Genomic DNA, 18,822 nt, shown 5'->3' with positions numbered 1-18,822 from the left:
AGTCGACTTGGCTGGATTTGGCTTACACCGCTTGGCTTTCAAGTGTGCGGGCGATATGTAAGTAAATGTCACAAGAGTTTTGCTGCTCACCCAGTTGCTACGGGCCATTGGAACAATTTTGGTAGCGATGGGGTCCCGTACTGTAATCACGATAGATTGCGCTTCGAGGCAAAACGCCATTAGTGGCTTTTATTCTGACGTGAGTTGTTGTGAGACCTGGTTGCATAAAGAATGCAATTGATATCAATGAATTCAGGTTGTTTGATCAGGGCTCTTTCTCATGTGTGGTCGTTCGTTGAAGTTGGCGCTGGAGCATTCGGCACGTGTAGTCGAATGCAATGTGGAATTTGAGGCGTGCATCCGCACGCATTACACACTGCTGCTGGAGCCTTATTCAAAAAGGCCGTTTTTTTACAAGACGGCGTTGAAGCTCAATCGTTTGATGGTGTCTTTTGCGTTATTGAGTGCGTATTTTTCTCGGTCGTTGCCGTTACTGTCCGACGTGAAAGCATTGTGTCTGGCGCGCGGGTTTTGCTCGAGGAACGGCCTGGAGTCGATCTTCCTGCTGTTCAGGGCCTTGGGGTTCATGAAAGTGGCGGAACACCCTGAGGATAGCCGTTTTCGCGTTTTCAGCCCGTCGTCCCAGGCGTGCCGGGAGGTCAGGGCGATGCTCACTTCGGTCGTGGAGCCGCTGGGCACGCTCTATCCGGAAAATACAGTGATTCGGCAGTTGGGTGGGGTAGATGACCGTGCTTTTCTGGCCGTTTATTTCAAAGGCTTTAAGACGATCCTTGAGTGTAATTCGACCATTGATCAGTTGCTGCCGGATTGTTATTGGCTGGTCAATCGTGATGCCGGTCACTTGTTGATGTTGGCTATTTATAACGACGCGTGTGCGTTGGATAACACCGGCGCCAGTTTCCGGTCTTCCTCTTATCTTTCACTTGCCGAACAATTATCGGTCTCCAAGACGCACGTTATTCGCTTGGTTCGGGAAGGGGTGGACAGGGGATATTTCAAAATTCATTCCAAGACGCAGCTGGAGGTGCTACCGCCGTTTGTGATGTTGGTCAGACGCTTCATGGCCTATTCATTTGCGATCAGCCTGCACAGTCTCCAATTGGGTCATAGCGACGGTCAGTAGGCGACTCATGTACAGGGAATGAACGAATGCCGGCGAACTTGAAGCTTCGGCCACGGATGCAAAGGCTATTGTCACCGGCGATCTTGCAGGCTGAAGTCATCGGGATTATCGCCTGGTTGGGCGTGTTGCTGGTTGATCCCTTGATGACGTTTGGGCTGGACAAACTGATGGTCACGCTGTGCCTGCTGGTGGTCTGCCAACTTCACCGCACGGTGACCCACTACTACGTGTGGCGACTGCTTGGCGTTGCCTACATGGTGTTGCTGGCTGTTGGATTCGCCTACGTGTTGCACGCCAACCTCGAACTGCAAGTATTTGCCTTGCCGCTGGCGTTGACGTTGGTGCTCAGCAGCGCAGTACTTTTTATCACGCCCCGGGATTTCCTGATGTGTGCAGCGTTGGTCTGGTGCGTGATGTGGCCAAATATCCAGATTGGTGTTTACGCTGGCATCGAGGTTTACCTGTTCATATTTTGTCTGTCATCAGTGTCTATTGGCTTCATCCTGAATTTCTCTTACTTGAAGAACTTGCGCTCCGTGCTGCTGGTTGAAAGTGAGTTCCGCGAACTGGCACACACTGACCACCTGACGTCCCTATTGAACCGGCGCGCCTTTATGGAAAGTTTCGCCAGACTGATTGCAGCCGGTCATACCGGCTATTTCATAATGTTGGATATCGACAGTTTCAAGTTGAAGAACGACCAATTCGGGCATGACGTCGGTGACAGGATTCTCTGCGCGATGGCCGCGTGCCTGAGATCCACTCCAGGCAGCCATAGTTTCGGCAGGATCGGCGGCGAGGAGTTCGGCGTATTACTGGTCTGTGATGATCCCTACACGGCGACCGATTATGCGCTACGCCTGCTGCATGCCATTCGCTGCAGTGTCGCGCCGCCCCATGACTACACCTGCAGTGCGGGCATGACGTGCTTTACGGCGGGCGCTGAGCTGTCTGCGGTACTCAAGTGTGCCGATCGCAATCTCTATGCATCCAAGCGCAACGGCAAGGATTGCGTGCATCTGGATGGCAACCCTGTGCGACCGCGTTTGCCCGCGGCAATTGAATAAGCGAGGACGTATGAAAATCGAATTGGAAGACGTGGACTCACCCGAAGGTTGCCTGCTGCGGCTGGGTGACTTGAGCATGATGTTCAACACGCGTTTGGAGGCGCAGCAATTTGTCGACCAACTGCAAGGGCGTATTGGCGCAATGAAGTTTGGCAGTGCGCCAGACCGAGGCGTCGAACAGGGCGAAGGCGATCCGCTGGCCTGATCCTGGTTCAGTGCTGGGCGAGGATGCACCCGAGCAAACCGGGAAAGCGTTCCTCAAGCAAATCGCCGCGCAATGAATTCATGTGCGTGGTCCCCACGCTGCGGGTTTGCACCAGCCCGGCATCACGCAATACGCGAAAGTGATGGGACATGCTCGATTTGGGCCGCCCGCCGTCCAGCTCGCCGCAGGTGGCTTCTGGCACGCCGGCCAGGCAGCGCACGATTTCCAGACGCACCGGATCGCTCAGGGCGTACAGCACGCGTTCGAGGGTCAGGTCTTGAAGGGGAGGGTGTTTGAAGGCTCGCATGAAACGAATCATAACAGGGGGCTATCGTTGAATACCATAGTTCGATTACCATCGAACTATCGAATCAACCAACCACTGGCTGGAGTCAACATGTCCGCATTGTTCGAACCGTTCACACTCAAAGACGTCACCCTGCGCAATCGCATTGCCATTCCGCCGATGTGTCAGTACATGGCCGATGACGGAATCGTCAACGATTGGCACCTTGTGCACCTGGCCAGCATGGCCCGTGGCGGGGCTGGCCTGGTGGTGGTCGAAGCCACCGCCGTCGCGCCGGAAGGGCGTATCACGCCTGGCTGTGCCGGGCTCTGGAGCGACGCCCACGCCGAGGCCTTCGTGCCGATGGTGCAGGCCATCAAGGCCGCCGGTTCGGTGCCGGGCATCCAGATCGGCCATGCCGGTCGCAAGGCCAGCGCCAACCGCCCGTGGGAAGGTGACGACCATATGGCCGCATCCGATGCGCGCCGCTGGGAAACCATCGCACCGTCGGCCATCGCCTTCGGCGCCAACCTGCCGCAAGTGCCACGCGCCATGACCCTGGACGACATCGCCCGTGTGCGCCAGGACTTCGTCGATGCCGCCCGCCGTGCCCGCGACGCTGGTTTTGAATGGATCGAACTGCACTTCGCCCACGGCTACCTGGGCCAGAGCTTCTTCTCCGAGCACTCCAACCAACGCACCGACGCCTACGGCGGCAGCTTCGACAACCGCAGCCGTTTCCTCCTGGAAACCCTGGCCGCCGTGCGCGAAGTGTGGCCGGAAAACTTGCCGCTCACCGCGCGTTTCGGTGTGATCGAATACGACGGTCGCGACGAGCAGACCCTCACCGAATCCATCGAACTGGCCCGTCGTTTCAAGGCCGGTGGCCTGGACCTGCTGAGTGTCAGTGTTGGCTTCACCATTCCCGACACCAACATCCCATGGGGCCCGGCATTCATGGGCCCGATCGCTGAGCGCGTGCGTCGTGAGGCCGGTATCCCGGTGACATCGGCTTGGGGTTTCGGCACGCCGCAACTGGCGGAAGGTGCGTTGCAGGCCGGACATCTGGACCTGGTCTCGGTGGGGCGTGCGCACTTGGCTGATCCGCATTGGGCGTATTTCGCGGCCAAGGAGCTGGGTGTTGAGAAGTCCTCTTGGACGTTGCCAGCGCCTTACGCCCATTGGCTTGAGCGTTATCGCTGAAGCGGTGAAGGCGTCACAAAAGCCACTCGCAAGAGTGGCTTTTTTTTGCTCGTTTTTTTGCCGAGCGCTGATACCAAGCTGTTACGCAAAAAATCGTTAATGAGAATAGATGTCAATCGACAATGATTTAACCTATTATGCGCCCACAATAATTGGCAGATATGCCGCCCCATCTGGCTCTTTCACTAGGTTTATCCTTCATGCGTCGTACCCTGCTTTCCGTGTGTGTGCTTCAGGCGTTTTCCCCGTTGAGCTGGGCGGAGGTCGAACCGCTTGAAAAAGCCGCGATCGAGCTGCAAACCACCAGCATTACGGGCGCGGCCGACTACGAAACCGCCCAGGGTCCGGTGCAGGGCTACCATGCCACCCGCTCGGCAAGTGCGACGCGCACTGATACCTCGATCCACGAAACCCCGCAGTCCATCAGCGTGGTGTCCAAGGCGGTGGTCGAGGACATTGGCGCCACCCGCTTGCAGGACGCGCTGGACTACGCCGGTGGCGTCGGCCGGGCCAACAACTTCGGCGGGCAGGGGCTCACCACCTTCACCGTGCGCGGCTTTACCACCGGCGAGTTCTACCGCAATGGTTTCCCGATCAATCGCGGCTACCCGAACATGCCCGACGCCAACACCATCGAACGCCTGGAAGTGCTGCGCGGCCCGGCGACCATGCTCTACGGCCGTGGCGATCCTGGCGGCACCTTCAACGTGGTGACCAAGCAACCGCAGGCCGAACGCACCGTGACCCTTGGCAGCCAGTTGAACGACCAAGGTATGAAGCGCGGCACACTGGATGCTTCCGGCCCGTTGGATGAAGATGGACGTCTGGCTTATCGCCTGAACGTGGTAGGCGAGGGCGGCGACACCTTCCGTGATCACGTAGAAACCGAGCGCTATGGCGTGAGCCCGGTCATCACCTGGCAAGCCACCGACGACACCAAGGTGATCTTCGAAGGCGACTTCATGCGTAACAATCACCCGTTGGACCGTGGCTTGACGCGCTTTGCCACGCAGAAAGGCACGGCGTCGCGCGATACGTTCTGGGGCGATAAAGATGTCGGGAAATTGCACAACGACAACAGCATGGCCCAGCTGCGTTTCGAGCATGTACTCAATGATAACTGGACCTTGGGCGGTGGTTTCCAGTGGCTCGACGGTACGTTGCAAGGCAACGCGATTGAAGCCAATAGCTTGGCTGCTGACGGGCACACGCTCAACCGCAACTTCAACTACCGCAAGCTGGAGTGGACCGACAAGGACACCCAGCTCAACCTCACCGGGCATTTTTCCACGGGTGGGTTCGATCACACCTTGCTCACCGGCGTCGAGTTTGAGGATTACGACTACAAGTCAATCATCCAGCGTTCGTCCGCTGCCTACACCAGTGATATTTTCAACCCGGTCTATGGCAAGCCACGGCCTGCACTCACCAACACGCCTACTCATGACAAGGAAAACCTCAAGACCTACGCAGCCTTCGTTCAGGATCAGGTCGCCCTGACTGAACGTTTAAAAGTCCTCGCTGGCGCTCGTTTCGAGCGTTTTGAGCACCAGTACGAGAGCTACGTGCCGGGCACAAAGAACTGGGAAGCCAGCGATAACGCTGTAACACCACGGGTGGGTGTGATCTACGACCTGACCGACTCACTTGCCGTGTACGCCGATGCTGCGCGTTCATTCAAGCCCAATACGGGCGCCGCCCGCACCGGCGAAGGCTTTGAGCCGGAGAAAGGCAAATCTTATGAAATGGGCATCAAGTGGGAAGCGCTGGATCACCAGCTGAGTGTCGACGCTGCGATTTATCAGATCGACAAAAAGAACGTGCTGACCACTGATCCTGCGGACCCCACCGCCACCTTCAAGGTCGCAGCGGGCCAGGTGCGCAGCCGTGGTTTTGACTTGAACGTCGCCGGCAACCTTACGCCAGAGTGGCGCGTGATCGGTGGTTATGCCTACGTGGACGCCGAAGTGACCAAGGACAACACACTCCGTGTCGGTACGCACCTGGCCAACATCCCGCGCAACAGCTTCAGTCTGCTGAACGTCTACGAATTCCAGGACGGAAGCCTTAAAGGGCTGGGGCTGGGCGCGGGCGCGAAATACGTTGATGAGCGTGTCGGCCAGACCTCCAATACCCCGTTCACGATGGACGCCTACACCGTGGTCGATCTGCTTGGCTACTACAAGGTCAACGACAAAGTGCGGCTCAACCTGGATGTGAAGAACCTGTTCAATCGCGACTTTGAAGAGGGCGCGTTCGGTAACTTCTACGCCTACCCAGGCGCGCCACGCACAGTTCAGGTGGGCATCGCTTACACCCTGTGAATCAATAACACGATGGCCAGGCACACCGCATATCCCTGTGGGAGCGGGCTTGCCCGCTGCCACATTTGGATTGATTTAAGCCTGATAAAGCGTGGCTGATGGCTTGCCCATTACAGCGGCGTGAGCACATTCATCACCGTATCCAACGCCACCCGCGTGTCATCCAGTTGCACCAGCGAGGCATGCCGCGCGCCCAGGGCATCGCGGTTCTGAATGGCAGTGAGGATCGCCTTGTGCCGGGGCAGGCTCAGGCCCTGGATGTCCGGGCGGCGGTTGGTGATGTTGATCGACTCGCGCAACGGCAGCGACAGCATGTTGCACATGTAGGCCAGCAGGTCGTTGCGGGTGGCGTCGGCAATCGCGCGGTGGAAGTCCAGGTCAGCCTGCAGCAGCTGTTCGTGGGTCTGCGCGGTTTCCATGCCCAGGTAGGCTTGCTCGATGGTGGCGATGTCTTCGTCGGTGGCGGTGGTCGCGGCCATGGCGGCGATTTCCGGTTCGAGGATGCGCCGCACGCCGGCCAGGGTGTTGAAGAACTCGCTGTGGGGCGTGGATTGCATCAACCAGGACAGCACGTCCGGGTCGAGCAGGTGCCATTTCAAGCGTGGCCGCACCACCGCGCCCACCCGGGGCTTGGAATACACCAGGCCCTTGGCGCTGAGCACGCGGGTCGCTTCACGCAACACCGAGCGGCTGACCTTGTACTCCTCGCAGAGCGTGGCCTCCATGGGCAAGCGTTCTTCGGGCTTGAAGCGACCGGAAACGATGTGCATGCCCAAATCCTGAACGATCTGGGCATGCTGGCTCTTGCGCGGCTTGGGCGGCTGGTGATCCATGACTACAGGACGGCTCTGGCTTAAAGACGCGGCATCATAGCATCCCAATTAGTGGGAATGCCGTGGGACTTCCGCCCCGCGGCAACCCACCAGGAAGTCAAAGTCGCAGCCTTGGTCGGCCTGCAGCACATGGTCGACATACAGCTGGCGATAGCCGCCGACGATCAGCTTCTCAGGTGGCGCCAGGTCGGCCATGCGTGCCGCCAGCTCTGCGTCGGGGATGTCCAGGTGCAGGCGGCCGTTGGCGCAGTCGAGTTCGATCCAGTCACCTTCCTTGACCGTGGCCAACGGACCGCCGGCCGCCGCCTCCGGCGCCACGTGCAACACCACCGTGCCGTAGGCCGTGCCGCTCATGCGCGCGTCGGAGATCCGCACCATGTCGGTCACGCCTTGGGCCAGCAGCTTGGCGGGCAAGCCCATGTTGCCGACTTCGGCCATGCCAGGGTAACCCTTGGGCCCGCAGTTTTTCATGACCAGGATCGAGTTGGCGTCGACGTCCAGCTCCGGGTCGTTGATACGTGCCTTGTACATGTCGAAGTTCTCGAACACCACGGCGCGGCCTCGGTGCTGCATCAGTTCAGGGCTGGCGGCGGACGGCTTGAGGACTGCACCGAGAGGCGCCAGGTTGCCGCGCAGCACGCAGATACCGCCGTCGGCGCGGATCGGGTTGTCGAGGGTGCGGATCACTTGGTCCTGGCCGTAGATCGGCGAGTCCTTGGTGTTCTCGCCGAGGGATTTGCCGTTCACTGTCAAGGCATTCGGATGGGGAATCAGGTTGGCTTCACCGAGGCGACGCAACACGGCGGGCAGGCCCCCGGCATAGTAGAACTCTTCCATCAGGAAGCGTCCCGACGGCTGCAAGTCGACGATGGTTGGCATGCCACGGCCCATGCGGGTCCAGTCATCCAGGTCCAGCTCCACGCCAATGCGTCCGGCAATGGCTTTCAAATGGATCACCGCGTTGGTCGAGCCACCAATGGCGGCATTCACGCGGATCGCGTTTTCAAACGCTTCTTTAGTGAGGATCTTCGACAGCTTCAAATCTTCGCGCACCATCTCCACCGCGCGCATGCCGGACATATGCGCCAGCACATAACGCCGTGCATCCACCGCCGGAATCGCTGCGTTGTGCGGCAGCGAGGTGCCCAGTGCCTCGGCCATGCAGGCCATGGTCGACGCGGTGCCCATGGTGTTGCAGGTGCCCGCCGAACGCGACATGCCGCCTTCAGCCGCCAGGAAATCATCCAGGGTAATCGTGCCAGCTTTCACTTGTTCGCTGAGCTGCCACACAACGGTGCCCGAGCCGATGTCCTGGCCCTTGTGCTTGCCGTTGAGCATCGGCCCGCCGGTGACCACGATGGCCGGCACGTCGCAACTGGCGGCGCCCATCAGCAGGGCGGGGGTGGTCTTGTCGCAGCCGGTCAGCAGCACCACGCCGTCAATCGGGTTGCCGCGAATGGCTTCTTCCACGTCCATGCTCGCCAGGTTGCGCGTGAGCATGGCGGTGGGACGCAGGTTCGATTCGCCATTGGAGAACACCGGGAATTCCACCGGGAAACCACCGGCCTCGATCACGCCGCGTTTGACGTGCTCGGCAATCTGGCGGAAATGCGCATTGCACGGGGTTAGCTCCGACCAGGTATTGCAAATGCCGATGATCGGTTTGCCATGGAACTGATGGTCGGCGATGCCCTGGTTCTTCATCCAGCTGCGGTACATGAAGCCGTTTTTGTCGGCAGTACCAAACCACTGGGCAGAGCGTAGGCCGGGCTTTTTATCAGACATGATCGATTCTCTTATTGTATGACTATATGTTCTATGCGTGCTTAAACATAAGCGCAAAAACCTTGCTTTGGAAGAGTTGTTTTGCAAATAGTCATACTATATAGTCGGCTTCAACTGAGGTATGGCCCTGGCGGATTTTCGCGAGAGGCGTCCCCCGAGCTTCTATAAAAACAACAATCGGAGATCGACCCCATGAGCCAGGAACTGCGGCTTATTCGGCGCATCACGCTGAAACTGATTCCCTTCCTGATCCTGCTGTACCTGATCGCCTATGTGGACCGCTCCGCCGTGGGCTTCGCCAAGTTGCACATGGGCGCCGACGTCGGCATTGGCGACGCCGCCTACGGCTTGGGCGCAGGGTTGTTCTTCATCGGCTATTTCCTCTTTGAGATCCCCAGCAACCTGATGCTTGATCGCTTCGGCGCGCGGCGCTGGTTTGCGCGGATCATGATCACCTGGGGCGCCATCACCATCGGCATGGCCTTCGTGCAGGGGCCGCACAGCTTTTATGTGATGCGCTTTTTGCTCGGCGCGGCGGAGGCGGGGTTCTTTCCGGGCGTTCTGTACTACATCACCCAGTGGTTCCCGGTGCGCCATCGCGGCAAGATCCTCGGGCTGTTTATCCTGTCCCAGCCCATCGCGATGATGATCACCGGGCCGGTGTCCGGTGGTTTGTTGGGCATGGACGGCATCCTTGGCCTGCATGGCTGGCAGTGGCTGTTTATCGTCATCGGCACGCCGGCGATCCTGCTGACCTGGCCGGTACTGCGCTACCTGCCGGACGGCCCCAAGCAGGTCAACTGGATGAGCGAGGATGAAAAAGCCTGGCTGACCGGCGAACTCGCCAAAGACCTGCAAGCCTACGGCCAGACCCGCCACGGCAACCCGCTGCATGCCTTGAAAGACAAGCGCGTGCTGTTGCTGGCGCTGTTCTACCTGCCGGTGACCCTGAGCATTTATGGCCTGGGCCTGTGGCTGCCGACCTTGATCAAGCAATTCGGCGGCAGTGACCTCACCACCGGTTTCATCTCTGCCGTGCCGTACATCTTCGGCATCATCGGCCTGCTGATCATCCCGCGCAGTTCCGACCGTTTGAATGATCGCTACGGCCATCTCGCCGTGCTTTACGTGCTGGGCGCCATCGGCCTGTTCTGCAGCGCCTGGCTCAGCATGCCGGTGCTGCAAATGGCCGCGTTGTGCCTGGCGGCGTTCGCGATGTTTTCTTGCACGGCGGTGTTCTGGACCTTGCCGGGACGGTTCTTTGCCGGCGCCAGTGCGGCGGCGGGCATTGCGTTGATCAACTCGGTGGGCAACCTCGGCGGCTATATCGGCCCGTTCGTGATCGGCGCGCTCAAGGAATACACCGGCAACCTGGCGTCGGGCTTGTACTTTTTGTCCGCAGTGATGGTGTTTGGCTTGCTGCTGACGGGGGTGGTCTATCGCCTGCTCGAACGCAAGCACGTGCTGCCTGCCGACCAATTCGCCGCCAGTGCCCGTGGCGCTACACGTACTTGATTCAGGAGAAATGACATGCGTTTGGTTCAGTTTGAATTACGTAACGGGGACCGCCGGGTTGGCGTGGTGGAAGGCAGTAAAGTGCGTGAGGTCAACAGCGCCCGCACAGTGCGCGAACTGGCCCTGGCTGCGATAGACGCCGGTGTCGGCCTGGCGCAACAGGTGGACAGCCTGGGCTTGGGCGACAGCTACGATTACGCCACTTTGCTGGCCGACCTGAAAATCCTGCCGCCGTTGGACCACCCGGACCCGGCCCACATGCTGATCAGCGGTACCGGCCTGACCCACCTGGGCAGCGCCTCGGCGCGGGACAAGATGCATCAGGCCGGTGATGACACCGCACTGACCGACACCATGCGCATCTTCAAATGGGGCGTGGAGGGCGGCAAGCCGGAATCCGGTCAGGCAGGCGTGCAACCGGAGTGGTTCTACAAGGGCGACGGCAGCATTGTGGTGCGCCCCGGCGCTGCCTTCCCGTCGCCGCCTTTCGCGGAGGATGCGGGGGAAGAGCCCGAGATCGGCGGCCTCTACGTCATCGGCCCGGACAGCCAGCCCTATCGCGTTGGTTTCGCGGTGGGCAACGAGTTCTCCGACCACGTTATGGAGCGCAAGAACTACCTGTACCTGGCCCATTCCAAACTGCGCAGTTGCAGCTATGGCCCCGAGTTGCGCGTGGGCGAGTTGCCCCAACACCTGGCGGGCACCAGCCGCATTCTGCGCGACGGCGTAGTGATCTGGCAGAACGAATTCCTCAGCGGCGAGGCCAATATGTGCCACAGCCTGGAAAACCTCGAGTACCACCACTTCAAGTACCGTCAGTTCCTCACGCCGGGCGATGTGCACGTCCACTTCTTCGGCACCGCGACCCTGTCATTCGCTGATGGTATACGTACCCAGCCGGGCGATGTGTTCGAGATCAGCCAGGCCGAGTTCGGCGCGCCGCTGGTCAACCGTGTCGGCAGCAGCGAAGCAGCGTTCGCACCCGGCAACGTCATCACCCTTTAAGGAGAAAACCATGACCTCGTTCATCGGCCACAACTACATCGGCGGCCAACGCAGCGCCAACGGCAGCGTCACCTTGCAAAGCGTCGACGCCACCACCGGCGAAGCCTTGCCCCAGGTGTTCTACCAGGCCACGTCGCAGGAAGTCGATGCCGCCGCCAAGGCTGCCGCGCAAGCTTATCCTGCGTACCGCGCGTTGAGCGCGGCGCGCCGTGCGCAGTTCCTCGATGCGATTGCCGATGAACTGGATGCGTTGGGGGATGACTTTGTCGAGCTGGTCTGCCGCGAAACCGCTTTGCCCGCCGCACGCATCAAGGGCGAGCGCGGGCGTACCAGCGGCCAGATGCGCCTGTTCGCCAGCGTATTGCGTCGCGGTGATTTCTACGGTGCACGCATCGATAAAGCGCTGCCTGATCGCCAACCCTTGCCACGTCCGGATCTGCGGCAATACCGCATCGGCCTGGGGCCGGTGGCGGTGTTTGGTGCAAGCAACTTCCCCCTGGCGTTTTCTACTGCGGGCGGCGACACCGCCGCCGCGCTGGCGGCAGGTTGCCCGGTGGTGTTCAAGGCCCACAGCGGGCACATGGCGACGGCCGAGCGGGTTGCCGATGCAATCATCCGCGCGGCCGAAACCACCGAGATGCCCGCCGGTGTGTTCAATATGATCTTCGGTGGCGGTGTCGGTGAGGCGCTGGTCAAGCACCCAGCGATCCAGGCGGTGGGCTTTACCGGCTCGCTCAAGGGTGGCCGTGCGTTGTGCGACATGGCGGCAGCGCGCCCGCAGCCGATCCCGGTGTTTGCCGAAATGTCGAGCATCAACCCGGTGATCGTGCTGCCCCTGGCATTGAAAGCGCGTGCCGAAAGCGTCGCGCGTGACCTGACCGCCTCGGTGGTCCAGGGTTGCGGCCAGTTCTGCACTAACCCAGGCCTGGTGATTGGCATCGCATCGCCTGAGTTCACCGCGTTCACCCAACAAGTCGCGCAATTGATCGGCGACCAACCGGCGCAGACCATGCTCAACGCCGGCACCCTGGGCAGCTATGGCAAGGGCCTGGAAAAACTCCTGACACATCCGGGCATCCAGCACCTGGCGGGCCGCCAACAGGCCGGCAGCCAAGCGCAACCGCAGTTGTTCAAGGCCGAAGCGAGCCTGTTGATCGACGGCGATGAAGTGCTGCAGGAAGAAGTCTTCGGCCCCACCACGGTGTTTGTCGAAGTGGCCGACCAGGCCCAGCTCAGCGCCGCCTTGCAGGGGCTACACGGCCAACTCACCGCCACGATCATTGGCGAGCCGGCTGATCTGCAACAGTTCGCCGAACTCACGCCCCTGCTGGAACAGAAGGTCGGCCGCATCCTGCTCAACGGTTACCCGACCGGTGTGGAGGTCTGCGATTCGATGGTGCACGGCGGGCCGTACCCGGCCACGTCGGATGCCCGTGGCACGTCGGTCGGCACCTTGGCAATCGACCGTTTCCTGCGCCCCGTGTGCTTCCAGAATTACCCTGATAGCCTGCTGCCCGACGCGTTGAAAAACGCCAACCCGTTGCGTATCCAGCGGCTGGTGGATGGCACGCCATCTCGCGACCCGCTGTAACGCGCACCTGAGAACAACAACAATCCAGGAGGCATCATGTCGTGTATCGCCGTTACCCCGCACCGTGCGCAGTTGGGCGAAGGTCCGTTCTGGGACGCGCCGACCCAGGCGCTGTACTGGGTGAATATCGCCGGTAAACAGGCGCTGCGCCTGATGGACGGCCAGTTGAAGATCTGGCAATTGCCCGAGCATGTCTCAGCCTTCATTCCGTGTGAAAGCGGCGATGCCCTGGTGACCTTGAGCAGCGGCGTGTATCGCCTCGACCTGGCCACCGAAGCCCTGACCCTGCTGTGCGTCGCGGACCCGCAACCGGGCAACCGTGGCAATGAAGCGCGCTGCGATGCCCAGGGCCGCCTGTGGCTAGGCACCATGCAGAACAACATCGGCGAGCAGGGCGAAGATCTGCCCATCACCCGACGCTCCGGCGGCCTGTTTCGTATCGATGCTGATGCGCAGGTCACGCCGTTGCTCAGTGGCTTGGGTATTCCGAATACCTTGCTGTGGAGCGATGACGGTCGCCATGTGCACTTTGGCGACAGCCTGGACGGCACGCTGTACAGGTATGAAATTCAAGCCGACGGCCAACTCGATCCCGCGCAAGTCTGGTTCGGCCCCCACGAACGTGGCGGGCCGGATGGCTCGGCCATGGACGTTGACGGCTACATCTGGAACGCCCGCTGGGACGGCAGTTGCCTGTTGCGCCTCACGCCCGATGGCGAAGTGGACCGCATCATCGAACTGCCCGTCAGCCGCCCGACCAGTTGCGTGTTTGGTGGCCCGAACCTTGCCACCCTCTATATCACCAGTGCCGCCAGCCCCTTGGATCACCCCCTGGATGGTGCGGTATTGGCCATCGAGGTTGATGTGCCTGGAAAACCCTGTCACCGCTTTGCCGGATAAACCCAAGACTTAAAAACAACAAGGAGTCACCCGTATGAATCGTCGTCGTGGTTTGCGTTCCCTGTGCTGCGCCGCTGTGGCGGTCTCGGCCATGAGCTTGAGCGGGCTGCTGCTGGCCGCTGAAGAAGTGAAGATCGGATTCCTGGTCAAGCAGGCCGAGGAGCCGTGGTTCCAGACCGAGTGGGCCTTTGCCGAGAAAGCCGGCAAGGAACATGGCTTCACCGTGATCAAGATCGCCGTGCCTGACGGCGAGAAAACCCTCTCAGCCATCGACAGCCTCGCTGCCAACGGTGCCAAAGGCTTTGTGATCTGCCCGCCGGACGTGTCCCTCGGCCCGGCCATCGTCGCCAAGGCCAAGGCCAACGGCTTGAAAGTCATCGCAGTGGATGACCGCTTCGTCGACGCCAAAGGCAATTTCATGGAAGACGTGCCGTACCTGGGCATGGCGGCCTTCGAAGTTGGCCAGAAACAAGGCGCTGCCATGGCCGCCGAAGCGAAAAAACGCGGCTGGGACTGGAAAGAAACCTACGCCGTGATCAACACCTTCAACGAGCTCGACACCGGTAAGAAGCGTACCGACGGCTCGGTCAAATCCCTGGAAGAGGCCGGCATTCCCAAGGATCACATCCTGTTTACGGCCGCCAAGACCCTGGATGTTCCGGGCAGTATGGACGCCACCAATTCGGCCCTGGTGAAACTGCCCAGCGGCGCGAAAAACCTGATCATCGGCGGCATGAACGACAACACCGTGCTCGGCGGCGTACGCGCCACTGAAAGCGCCGGCTTCAAGGCGGCCAACGTGATCGGCATCGGCATCAATGGCACCGACGCTATCGGCGAACTGAAAAAACCGAGCAGCGGCTTCTTCGGCTCGATGCTGCCAAGCCCGCACATCGAGGGCTACAACACCGCGTTGATGATGTACGAGTGGGTCACTAAAGGCACCGAACCGGCGAAGTACACGGCCATGGACGAAGTGACCCTGATCACCCGTGAAAACTTCCAGGCCGAACTGACCAAGATCGGGCTGTGGCAATGACCGCTGCCGCCTTGCGATTTGACGGCATCGGTAAAACTTTTCCGGGGGTCAAGGCGCTGGATGGCATCAGCTTCAGCGCCCACCCAGGGCAGGTGCACGCGTTGATGGGCGAGAACGGTGCGGGCAAGTCGACGCTGCTGAAGATCCTTGGCGGCGCCTACATTCCCAACAGCGGCACGCTGCAGATCGGCGAGCAGGTCATGGCCTTCAAGAACGCCGCCGACAGTATTGCCAGCGGCGTGGCGGTGATCCATCAGGAACTGCACCTGGTGCCGGAAATGAGCGTGGCCGAGAACCTGTTTCTCGGGCATTTGCCATCGCGGCTCGGCGTGGTCAACCGGGGGCTGCTGCGAGAGCAGGCCCTCGCTTGCCTCAAGGGCCTGGCGGATGAAATCGACCCGGCTGAGAAGCTCGGGCGCCTTTCTCTCGGGCAGCGCCAACTGGTGGAAATCGCCAAGGCGCTGTCCCGTGGCGCGCATGTGATTGCGTTTGATGAGCCCACCAGCAGCCTTTCCGCACGGGAGATCGACCGCTTGATGGCGATCATCGCGCGCCTGCGGGATGAGGGCAAAGTGGTGCTCTACGTGTCGCACCGCATGGAGGAAGTGTTCCGCATCTGCAATGCAGTGACCGTGTTCAAGGACGGCCGCTACGTGCGCACCTTCGAGGACATGAGCACGCTGACCCATGACCAGTTGGTGACCTGCATGGTCGGCCGCGATATCCAGGACATCTACGACTACCGCCCGCGTGAGCACGGCGAAGTGGCGCTCAAGGTCGATGGTCTCTTGGGGCCCGGCCTGCGTGAGCCGGTCAGCTTCAACGTGCGTAAGGGCGAGATTCTTGGCCTGTTCGGGCTGGTCGGGGCAGGGCGCACGGAGCTTTTCCGCCTGCTCAGCGGCCTGGAGCGTGCCAGCGCCGGGCAACTGCAACTCTGTGGTGAGCCGCTGCATTTGCAGTCACCCCGGGATGCCATCGCCGCCGGCGTGCTGCTGTGTCCGGAAGACCGCAAGAAGGAGGGCATCATTCCGCTGTCCAGCGTCGCCGAGAACATCAATATCAGTGCGCGAGGCGCCCATTCCACGTTTGGCTGGCTGCTGCGCGACGGCTGGGAGAAGGGCAACGCCGACCGGCAGATCAAGGCCATGAAGGTCAAGACGCCCAACGCCGCGCAAAAGATCATGTACCTCTCCGGCGGCAACCAGCAAAAAGCCATTCTTGGCCGCTGGCTGTCGATGCCGATGAAAGTCTTGCTGCTCGACGAACCCACCCGTGGCATCGATATCGGCGCCAAGGCTGAGATCTACCAGATCATCCATAACCTCGCCGCCCAAGGTATTGCGGTGATCGTGGTGTCCAGCGACCTCATGGAGGTGATGGGCATCTCCGACCGCATCCTGGTGCTGTGCGAAGGCGCGCTGCGCGGCGAGCAAACCCGCGAGCACGCGACTGAATCCAACCTGCTGCAATTGGCCCTGCCGCGCAGCCTGGCGAACTGAGAGACGATTATGACCCCTCAACACAACGTGCTGCCCACCGCACGCAAGCCGCTTGACCTGCGTGCGCTGCTGGACAACTGGGCGATGCTGCTGGCCGCCGTGAGTATCTTTTTGCTGTGCGCCTTGCTCATCGACAACTTCCTTTCGCCGTTGAACATGCGCGGCTTGGGCCTGGCGATTTCCACCGTGGGCATCGCCGCGTGCACCATGCTGTTCTGCCTGGCGTCGGGGCATTTTGACCTGTCGGTGGGCTCGGTCATCGCCTGCGCCGGGGTGGTGGCGGCGATTGTGATGCGCGACACCGACAGCGTCATGCTTGGCATTGGCGCGGCGCTGCTGATGGGCCTGATGGTGGGGCTGATCAACGGCATCGTCATCGCCAAGCTGCGGGTCAATGCGCTGATTACCACGCTGGCGACCATGCAGATCGTGCGTGGGCTCGCCTACATTTTTGCTAACGGCAAGGCGGTGGGCGTGTCCCAGGATCAGTTCTTTGTCTTCGGTAACGGCCAGTTGTTTGGCGTGCCGGTGCCGATCCTGATCACCATTTTGTGCTTCCTGTTCTTCGGCTGGCTGCTCAACTACACCACCTACGGGCGCAACACCATGGCCATCGGCGGCAACCCGGAAGCGGCGTTGTTGGCAGGCGTGAACGTGGACCGCACCAAGATCCTGATCTTTGCCGTGCATGGGGTGATCGGGGCGTTGGCCGGGGTGATCTTGGCGTCGCGCATGACCTCCGGCCAGCCGATGATTGGCCAGGGGTTTGAGCTGACGGTGATCTCGGCCTGCGTGTTGGGCGGGGTGTCGCTAAGCGGTGGGGTAGGCATGATTCGCCATGTGATCGCCGGGGTGCTGATTCTGGCGATCATTGAGAATGCGATGAACCTGAAGAACATCGACACGTTTTATCAGTACGTGATCCGAGGCTCGATCCTGCTGCTGGCCGTGGTCATCGACCGCATGAAACAACGCTGATTGTGAAGACTGGGTTTATGTGGCGAGCGGGCTTGTTGTGGCAGCCGAGCTTGTTGTGGCGAGCGGGCTTGCCCCGCGTTGGGGCGCGAAGCGGCCCTAAAACCTGCAACGGGGTTCGGACTGGAAGAATGCAGTGACTGTATTGGGGCTGCTTCGCGCCCCAACGCGGGGCAAGCCCGCTCGCCACAACAAGCCCTCTAGCCACAAACAACCGGCCCGCCTCGTTAACCGAAGCGGGTTTAGGTCAGATCAGTCGGTGGTGAATTTGAAGATTGTGTTCTGGGTGTAGGTCTGCCCCGGATTCAAGCGAGTTGAGGCAAACGTCGGCTGGTTAGGCGCATCCGGGAAATGCTGGGTCTCCAGCGTAAACCCGCTCCAGTGCTGATAGGTCTTCCCAGCCTTGCCCTTCACCGACCCATCCAGGAAGTTGCTGGTATAAAACTGCACCCCAGGCTCCGTGGTAAACAGCTGCAAGCGCCGCCCCGACTCAGGATCATGCACCTCGGCCGCAAGCTGCTTCACATCACCCTTGTTATCCAGCGCCCAGTTGAAGTCAAACCCACCCTGTTTCGGCTCGGCAAACTTGAGCTGCGGGTGATCCTCCTTGATGTGCTGGCCGATGGGCGTCGGTTTCAGGAAGTCCATCGGCGTGCCCTTGACGGGCGCCAGTTCGCCGGTAGGGATCAAGGTGGCATTCACCGGCGTGTAATGGCTGGCGTGCAACGTGGCAACCTGCTTGAGGATGTCGCCATTGCCCGCACCGGCGAGGTTGAAGTAGCTGTGGTTGGTGAGGTTGAGCACCGTGGGTTTGTCGGTGGTGGCTTTGTAGTCGATGTGCAGTTCGTTGTTGTCGTTGAGGCGGTAGGTGACCTCGGTCTTCAGGTTGCCGGGGAAGCCCATTTCACCGTCCTTGGACAGGTAGGTGAGGGTCACGCCCACCGAGTCCTTGGACTTGACGGGCGTGGCTTTCCATACGTGCTTGTCGAAGCCCTGGGCGCCGCCGTGCAGCGAGTTGGGGCCGTCGTTGAGCGGCACTTGGTAGCGTTTACCGTCGAGTTCAAAGGCACCGCCGGCCAGGCGATTGCCGAAACGCCCGATGGTCGCGCCGAAAAACGCGGTGCCGCTTTGATAGCCCTGCACGTCGTCAAAGCCCAGCACCACGTCCTCGACCTTGCCGTGTTTGTCCGGCACCTTGAGCGACTGCAACACGCCGCCGTAGGTAATGACCGTGGCTTGCATGCCGTGGCTGTTGCGCAGGATGTACTGTTCGACGGCGGTGCCGTCATTGGTTTTACCGAAGGGTTTGTGTTCGCTGGCGAGGCCTGCGGCCTGGGTGCCGCCGCTGGCGATCAGCATGGACATCGCCAGGCCCGACAGCAGGTATCGAGGGTGCTTCATGATCGAACTTCCTTTTGTTGTTTTGAGTGGAATAGTTCTACTAATGTGCG

The 18,822-nt window shown here is 60.6% G+C and carries 16 protein-coding genes; 12 read left to right on the top strand and 4 right to left on the bottom strand.

Annotated features, from left to right (window positions below):
* Window positions 1-280 precede the first annotated feature (280 nt).
* The 3 genes from ACP7EW_RS24855 to ACP7EW_RS24845 are packed head-to-tail and all read left to right on the top strand — an operon-like array spanning window position 281 to window position 2,416.
* Complete coding sequence (locus tag ACP7EW_RS24855; protein ID WP_426220575.1) at window positions 281-1,144, top strand: hypothetical protein; 864 nt, start codon at window positions 281-283, stop codon at window positions 1,142-1,144.
* 26 nt (window positions 1,145-1,170) lie between these two features.
* Window positions 1,171-2,211, top strand: a complete 1,041-nt coding sequence (locus ACP7EW_RS24850) for a GGDEF domain-containing protein (protein WP_426220573.1) — start codon at window positions 1,171-1,173, stop codon at window positions 2,209-2,211.
* A 10-nt stretch (window positions 2,212-2,221) separates the two neighbouring features.
* Window positions 2,222-2,416, top strand: a complete 195-nt coding sequence (locus ACP7EW_RS24845; RefSeq protein ID WP_426220571.1) for a hypothetical protein — start codon at window positions 2,222-2,224, stop codon at window positions 2,414-2,416.
* Between the two features lie 7 nt (window positions 2,417-2,423).
* Here ACP7EW_RS24845 and ACP7EW_RS24840 read toward each other — a convergent pair whose 3' ends face one another.
* Window positions 2,424-2,735: an ArsR/SmtB family transcription factor gene (locus tag ACP7EW_RS24840; RefSeq protein ID WP_061436242.1), complete on the bottom strand. Its 312-nt coding sequence runs from the start codon at window positions 2,733-2,735 to the stop codon at window positions 2,424-2,426.
* A gap of 78 nt (window positions 2,736-2,813) precedes the next feature.
* Here ACP7EW_RS24840 and ACP7EW_RS24835 point away from each other — a divergent pair, with 78 nt between their 5' ends.
* Together ACP7EW_RS24835 and ACP7EW_RS24830 are read left to right on the top strand one after the other, a co-directional pair.
* The gene (locus tag ACP7EW_RS24835; protein ID WP_033903141.1) at window positions 2,814-3,905 is read left to right on the top strand and encodes an NADH:flavin oxidoreductase/NADH oxidase; all 1,092 of its coding nucleotides are present in this window, start codon (window positions 2,814-2,816) and stop codon (window positions 3,903-3,905) included.
* 200 nt (window positions 3,906-4,105) lie between these two features.
* The gene (locus tag ACP7EW_RS24830; protein ID WP_426220568.1) at window positions 4,106-6,229 is read left to right on the top strand and encodes a TonB-dependent siderophore receptor; all 2,124 of its coding nucleotides are present in this window, start codon (window positions 4,106-4,108) and stop codon (window positions 6,227-6,229) included.
* A gap of 110 nt (window positions 6,230-6,339) precedes the next feature.
* Here the strand turns inward: ACP7EW_RS24830 and ACP7EW_RS24825 are convergent, their stop codons facing one another.
* Entirely contained in the window at window positions 6,340-7,062 is a 723-nt protein-coding gene (locus ACP7EW_RS24825; protein WP_016978830.1) for a FadR/GntR family transcriptional regulator, read from the bottom strand.
* A 48-nt stretch (window positions 7,063-7,110) separates the two neighbouring features.
* Window positions 7,111-8,847, bottom strand: coding sequence for an IlvD/Edd family dehydratase (locus ACP7EW_RS24820; protein WP_426220565.1), 1,737 nt, complete (start codon window positions 8,845-8,847; stop codon window positions 7,111-7,113).
* Between the two features lie 192 nt (window positions 8,848-9,039).
* On the opposite strand from ACP7EW_RS24820, the gene ACP7EW_RS24815 reads away from it, so the two are divergent.
* From ACP7EW_RS24815 to araH, 7 genes are read left to right on the top strand one after another with little or no spacing between them, the layout of a single operon-like run.
* Window positions 9,040-10,362 (top strand): MFS transporter, encoded by a 1,323-nt coding sequence (locus tag ACP7EW_RS24815; protein WP_426220563.1) that lies wholly within the window; start codon window positions 9,040-9,042, stop codon window positions 10,360-10,362.
* A gap of 15 nt (window positions 10,363-10,377) precedes the next feature.
* Window positions 10,378-11,367 (top strand): AraD1 family protein, encoded by a 990-nt coding sequence (gene araD1 / locus ACP7EW_RS24810; RefSeq protein ID WP_426220561.1) that lies wholly within the window; start codon window positions 10,378-10,380, stop codon window positions 11,365-11,367.
* Between the two features lie 10 nt (window positions 11,368-11,377).
* The gene (locus ACP7EW_RS24805; RefSeq protein ID WP_426220559.1) at window positions 11,378-12,958 is read left to right on the top strand and encodes an aldehyde dehydrogenase (NADP(+)); all 1,581 of its coding nucleotides are present in this window, start codon (window positions 11,378-11,380) and stop codon (window positions 12,956-12,958) included.
* Window positions 12,959-12,994: 36 nt separating this feature from the next.
* Window positions 12,995-13,858, top strand: a complete 864-nt coding sequence (locus ACP7EW_RS24800) for an SMP-30/gluconolactonase/LRE family protein (RefSeq protein ID WP_426220557.1) — start codon at window positions 12,995-12,997, stop codon at window positions 13,856-13,858.
* Window positions 13,859-13,892: 34 nt separating this feature from the next.
* Window positions 13,893-14,897, top strand: a complete 1,005-nt coding sequence (locus tag ACP7EW_RS24795; RefSeq protein WP_426220555.1) for a substrate-binding domain-containing protein — start codon at window positions 13,893-13,895, stop codon at window positions 14,895-14,897.
* A complete protein-coding gene (gene araG, locus ACP7EW_RS24790) occupies window positions 14,894-16,396 on the top strand; it encodes an L-arabinose ABC transporter ATP-binding protein AraG (RefSeq protein WP_426220553.1) in 1,503 nt (500 codons plus the stop codon). Before ACP7EW_RS24795 ends, araG begins: the two co-directional genes overlap by 4 nt.
* A gap of 9 nt (window positions 16,397-16,405) precedes the next feature.
* A complete protein-coding gene (araH, locus tag ACP7EW_RS24785; protein ID WP_033903156.1) occupies window positions 16,406-17,374 on the top strand; it encodes an L-arabinose ABC transporter permease AraH in 969 nt (322 codons plus the stop codon).
* A gap of 249 nt (window positions 17,375-17,623) precedes the next feature.
* Here the strand turns inward: araH and ACP7EW_RS24780 are convergent, their stop codons facing one another.
* On the bottom strand, window positions 17,624-18,772 hold the full coding sequence (locus ACP7EW_RS24780) for an aldose epimerase family protein (RefSeq protein ID WP_426220550.1): 1,149 nt from the start codon (window positions 18,770-18,772) through the stop codon (window positions 17,624-17,626).
* Window positions 18,773-18,822 lie beyond the last annotated feature (50 nt).

It is taken from the genome of Pseudomonas sp. DWRC2-2, assembly GCF_049897885.1.
GTDB lineage: Bacteria > Pseudomonadota > Gammaproteobacteria > Pseudomonadales > Pseudomonadaceae > Aquipseudomonas > Aquipseudomonas azotoformans_A.
The sequence above is the reverse complement of the archived record's forward strand: the minus strand, read 5'-3'. Positions and strand labels throughout refer to the sequence as shown.

Bases quoted from the DNA above. Each gene is read 5' to 3' on its own strand.
- ACP7EW_RS24855 (WP_426220575.1), top strand. From the start codon at position 281: ATGTGTGGTCGTTCGTTGAAGTTGGCGCTGGAGCATTCGGCACGTGTA.
- ACP7EW_RS24845 (WP_426220571.1), top strand. From the start codon at position 2,222: ATGAAAATCGAATTGGAAGACGTGGACTCACCCGAAGGTTGCCTGCTG.
- ACP7EW_RS24840 (WP_061436242.1), bottom strand. From the start codon at position 2,735: ATGATTCGTTTCATGCGAGCCTTCAAACACCCTCCCCTTCAAGACCTG.
- ACP7EW_RS24830 (WP_426220568.1), top strand. From the start codon at position 4,106: ATGCGTCGTACCCTGCTTTCCGTGTGTGTGCTTCAGGCGTTTTCCCCG.
- araD1 (WP_426220561.1), top strand. From the start codon at position 10,378: ATGCGTTTGGTTCAGTTTGAATTACGTAACGGGGACCGCCGGGTTGGC.
- araG (WP_426220553.1), top strand. From the start codon at position 14,894: ATGACCGCTGCCGCCTTGCGATTTGACGGCATCGGTAAAACTTTTCCG.
- ACP7EW_RS24835 (WP_033903141.1), top strand. From the start codon at position 2,814: ATGTCCGCATTGTTCGAACCGTTCACACTCAAAGACGTCACCCTGCGC.
- ACP7EW_RS24850 (WP_426220573.1), top strand. From the start codon at position 1,171: ATGCCGGCGAACTTGAAGCTTCGGCCACGGATGCAAAGGCTATTGTCA.
- ACP7EW_RS24800 (WP_426220557.1), top strand. From the start codon at position 12,995: ATGTCGTGTATCGCCGTTACCCCGCACCGTGCGCAGTTGGGCGAAGGT.
- araH (WP_033903156.1), top strand. From the start codon at position 16,406: ATGACCCCTCAACACAACGTGCTGCCCACCGCACGCAAGCCGCTTGAC.
- ACP7EW_RS24820 (WP_426220565.1), bottom strand. From the start codon at position 8,847: ATGTCTGATAAAAAGCCCGGCCTACGCTCTGCCCAGTGGTTTGGTACT.
- ACP7EW_RS24805 (WP_426220559.1), top strand. From the start codon at position 11,378: ATGACCTCGTTCATCGGCCACAACTACATCGGCGGCCAACGCAGCGCC.
- ACP7EW_RS24795 (WP_426220555.1), top strand. From the start codon at position 13,893: ATGAATCGTCGTCGTGGTTTGCGTTCCCTGTGCTGCGCCGCTGTGGCG.
- ACP7EW_RS24815 (WP_426220563.1), top strand. From the start codon at position 9,040: ATGAGCCAGGAACTGCGGCTTATTCGGCGCATCACGCTGAAACTGATT.
- ACP7EW_RS24825 (WP_016978830.1), bottom strand. From the start codon at position 7,062: ATGGATCACCAGCCGCCCAAGCCGCGCAAGAGCCAGCATGCCCAGATC.
- ACP7EW_RS24780 (WP_426220550.1), bottom strand. From the start codon at position 18,772: ATGAAGCACCCTCGATACCTGCTGTCGGGCCTGGCGATGTCCATGCTG.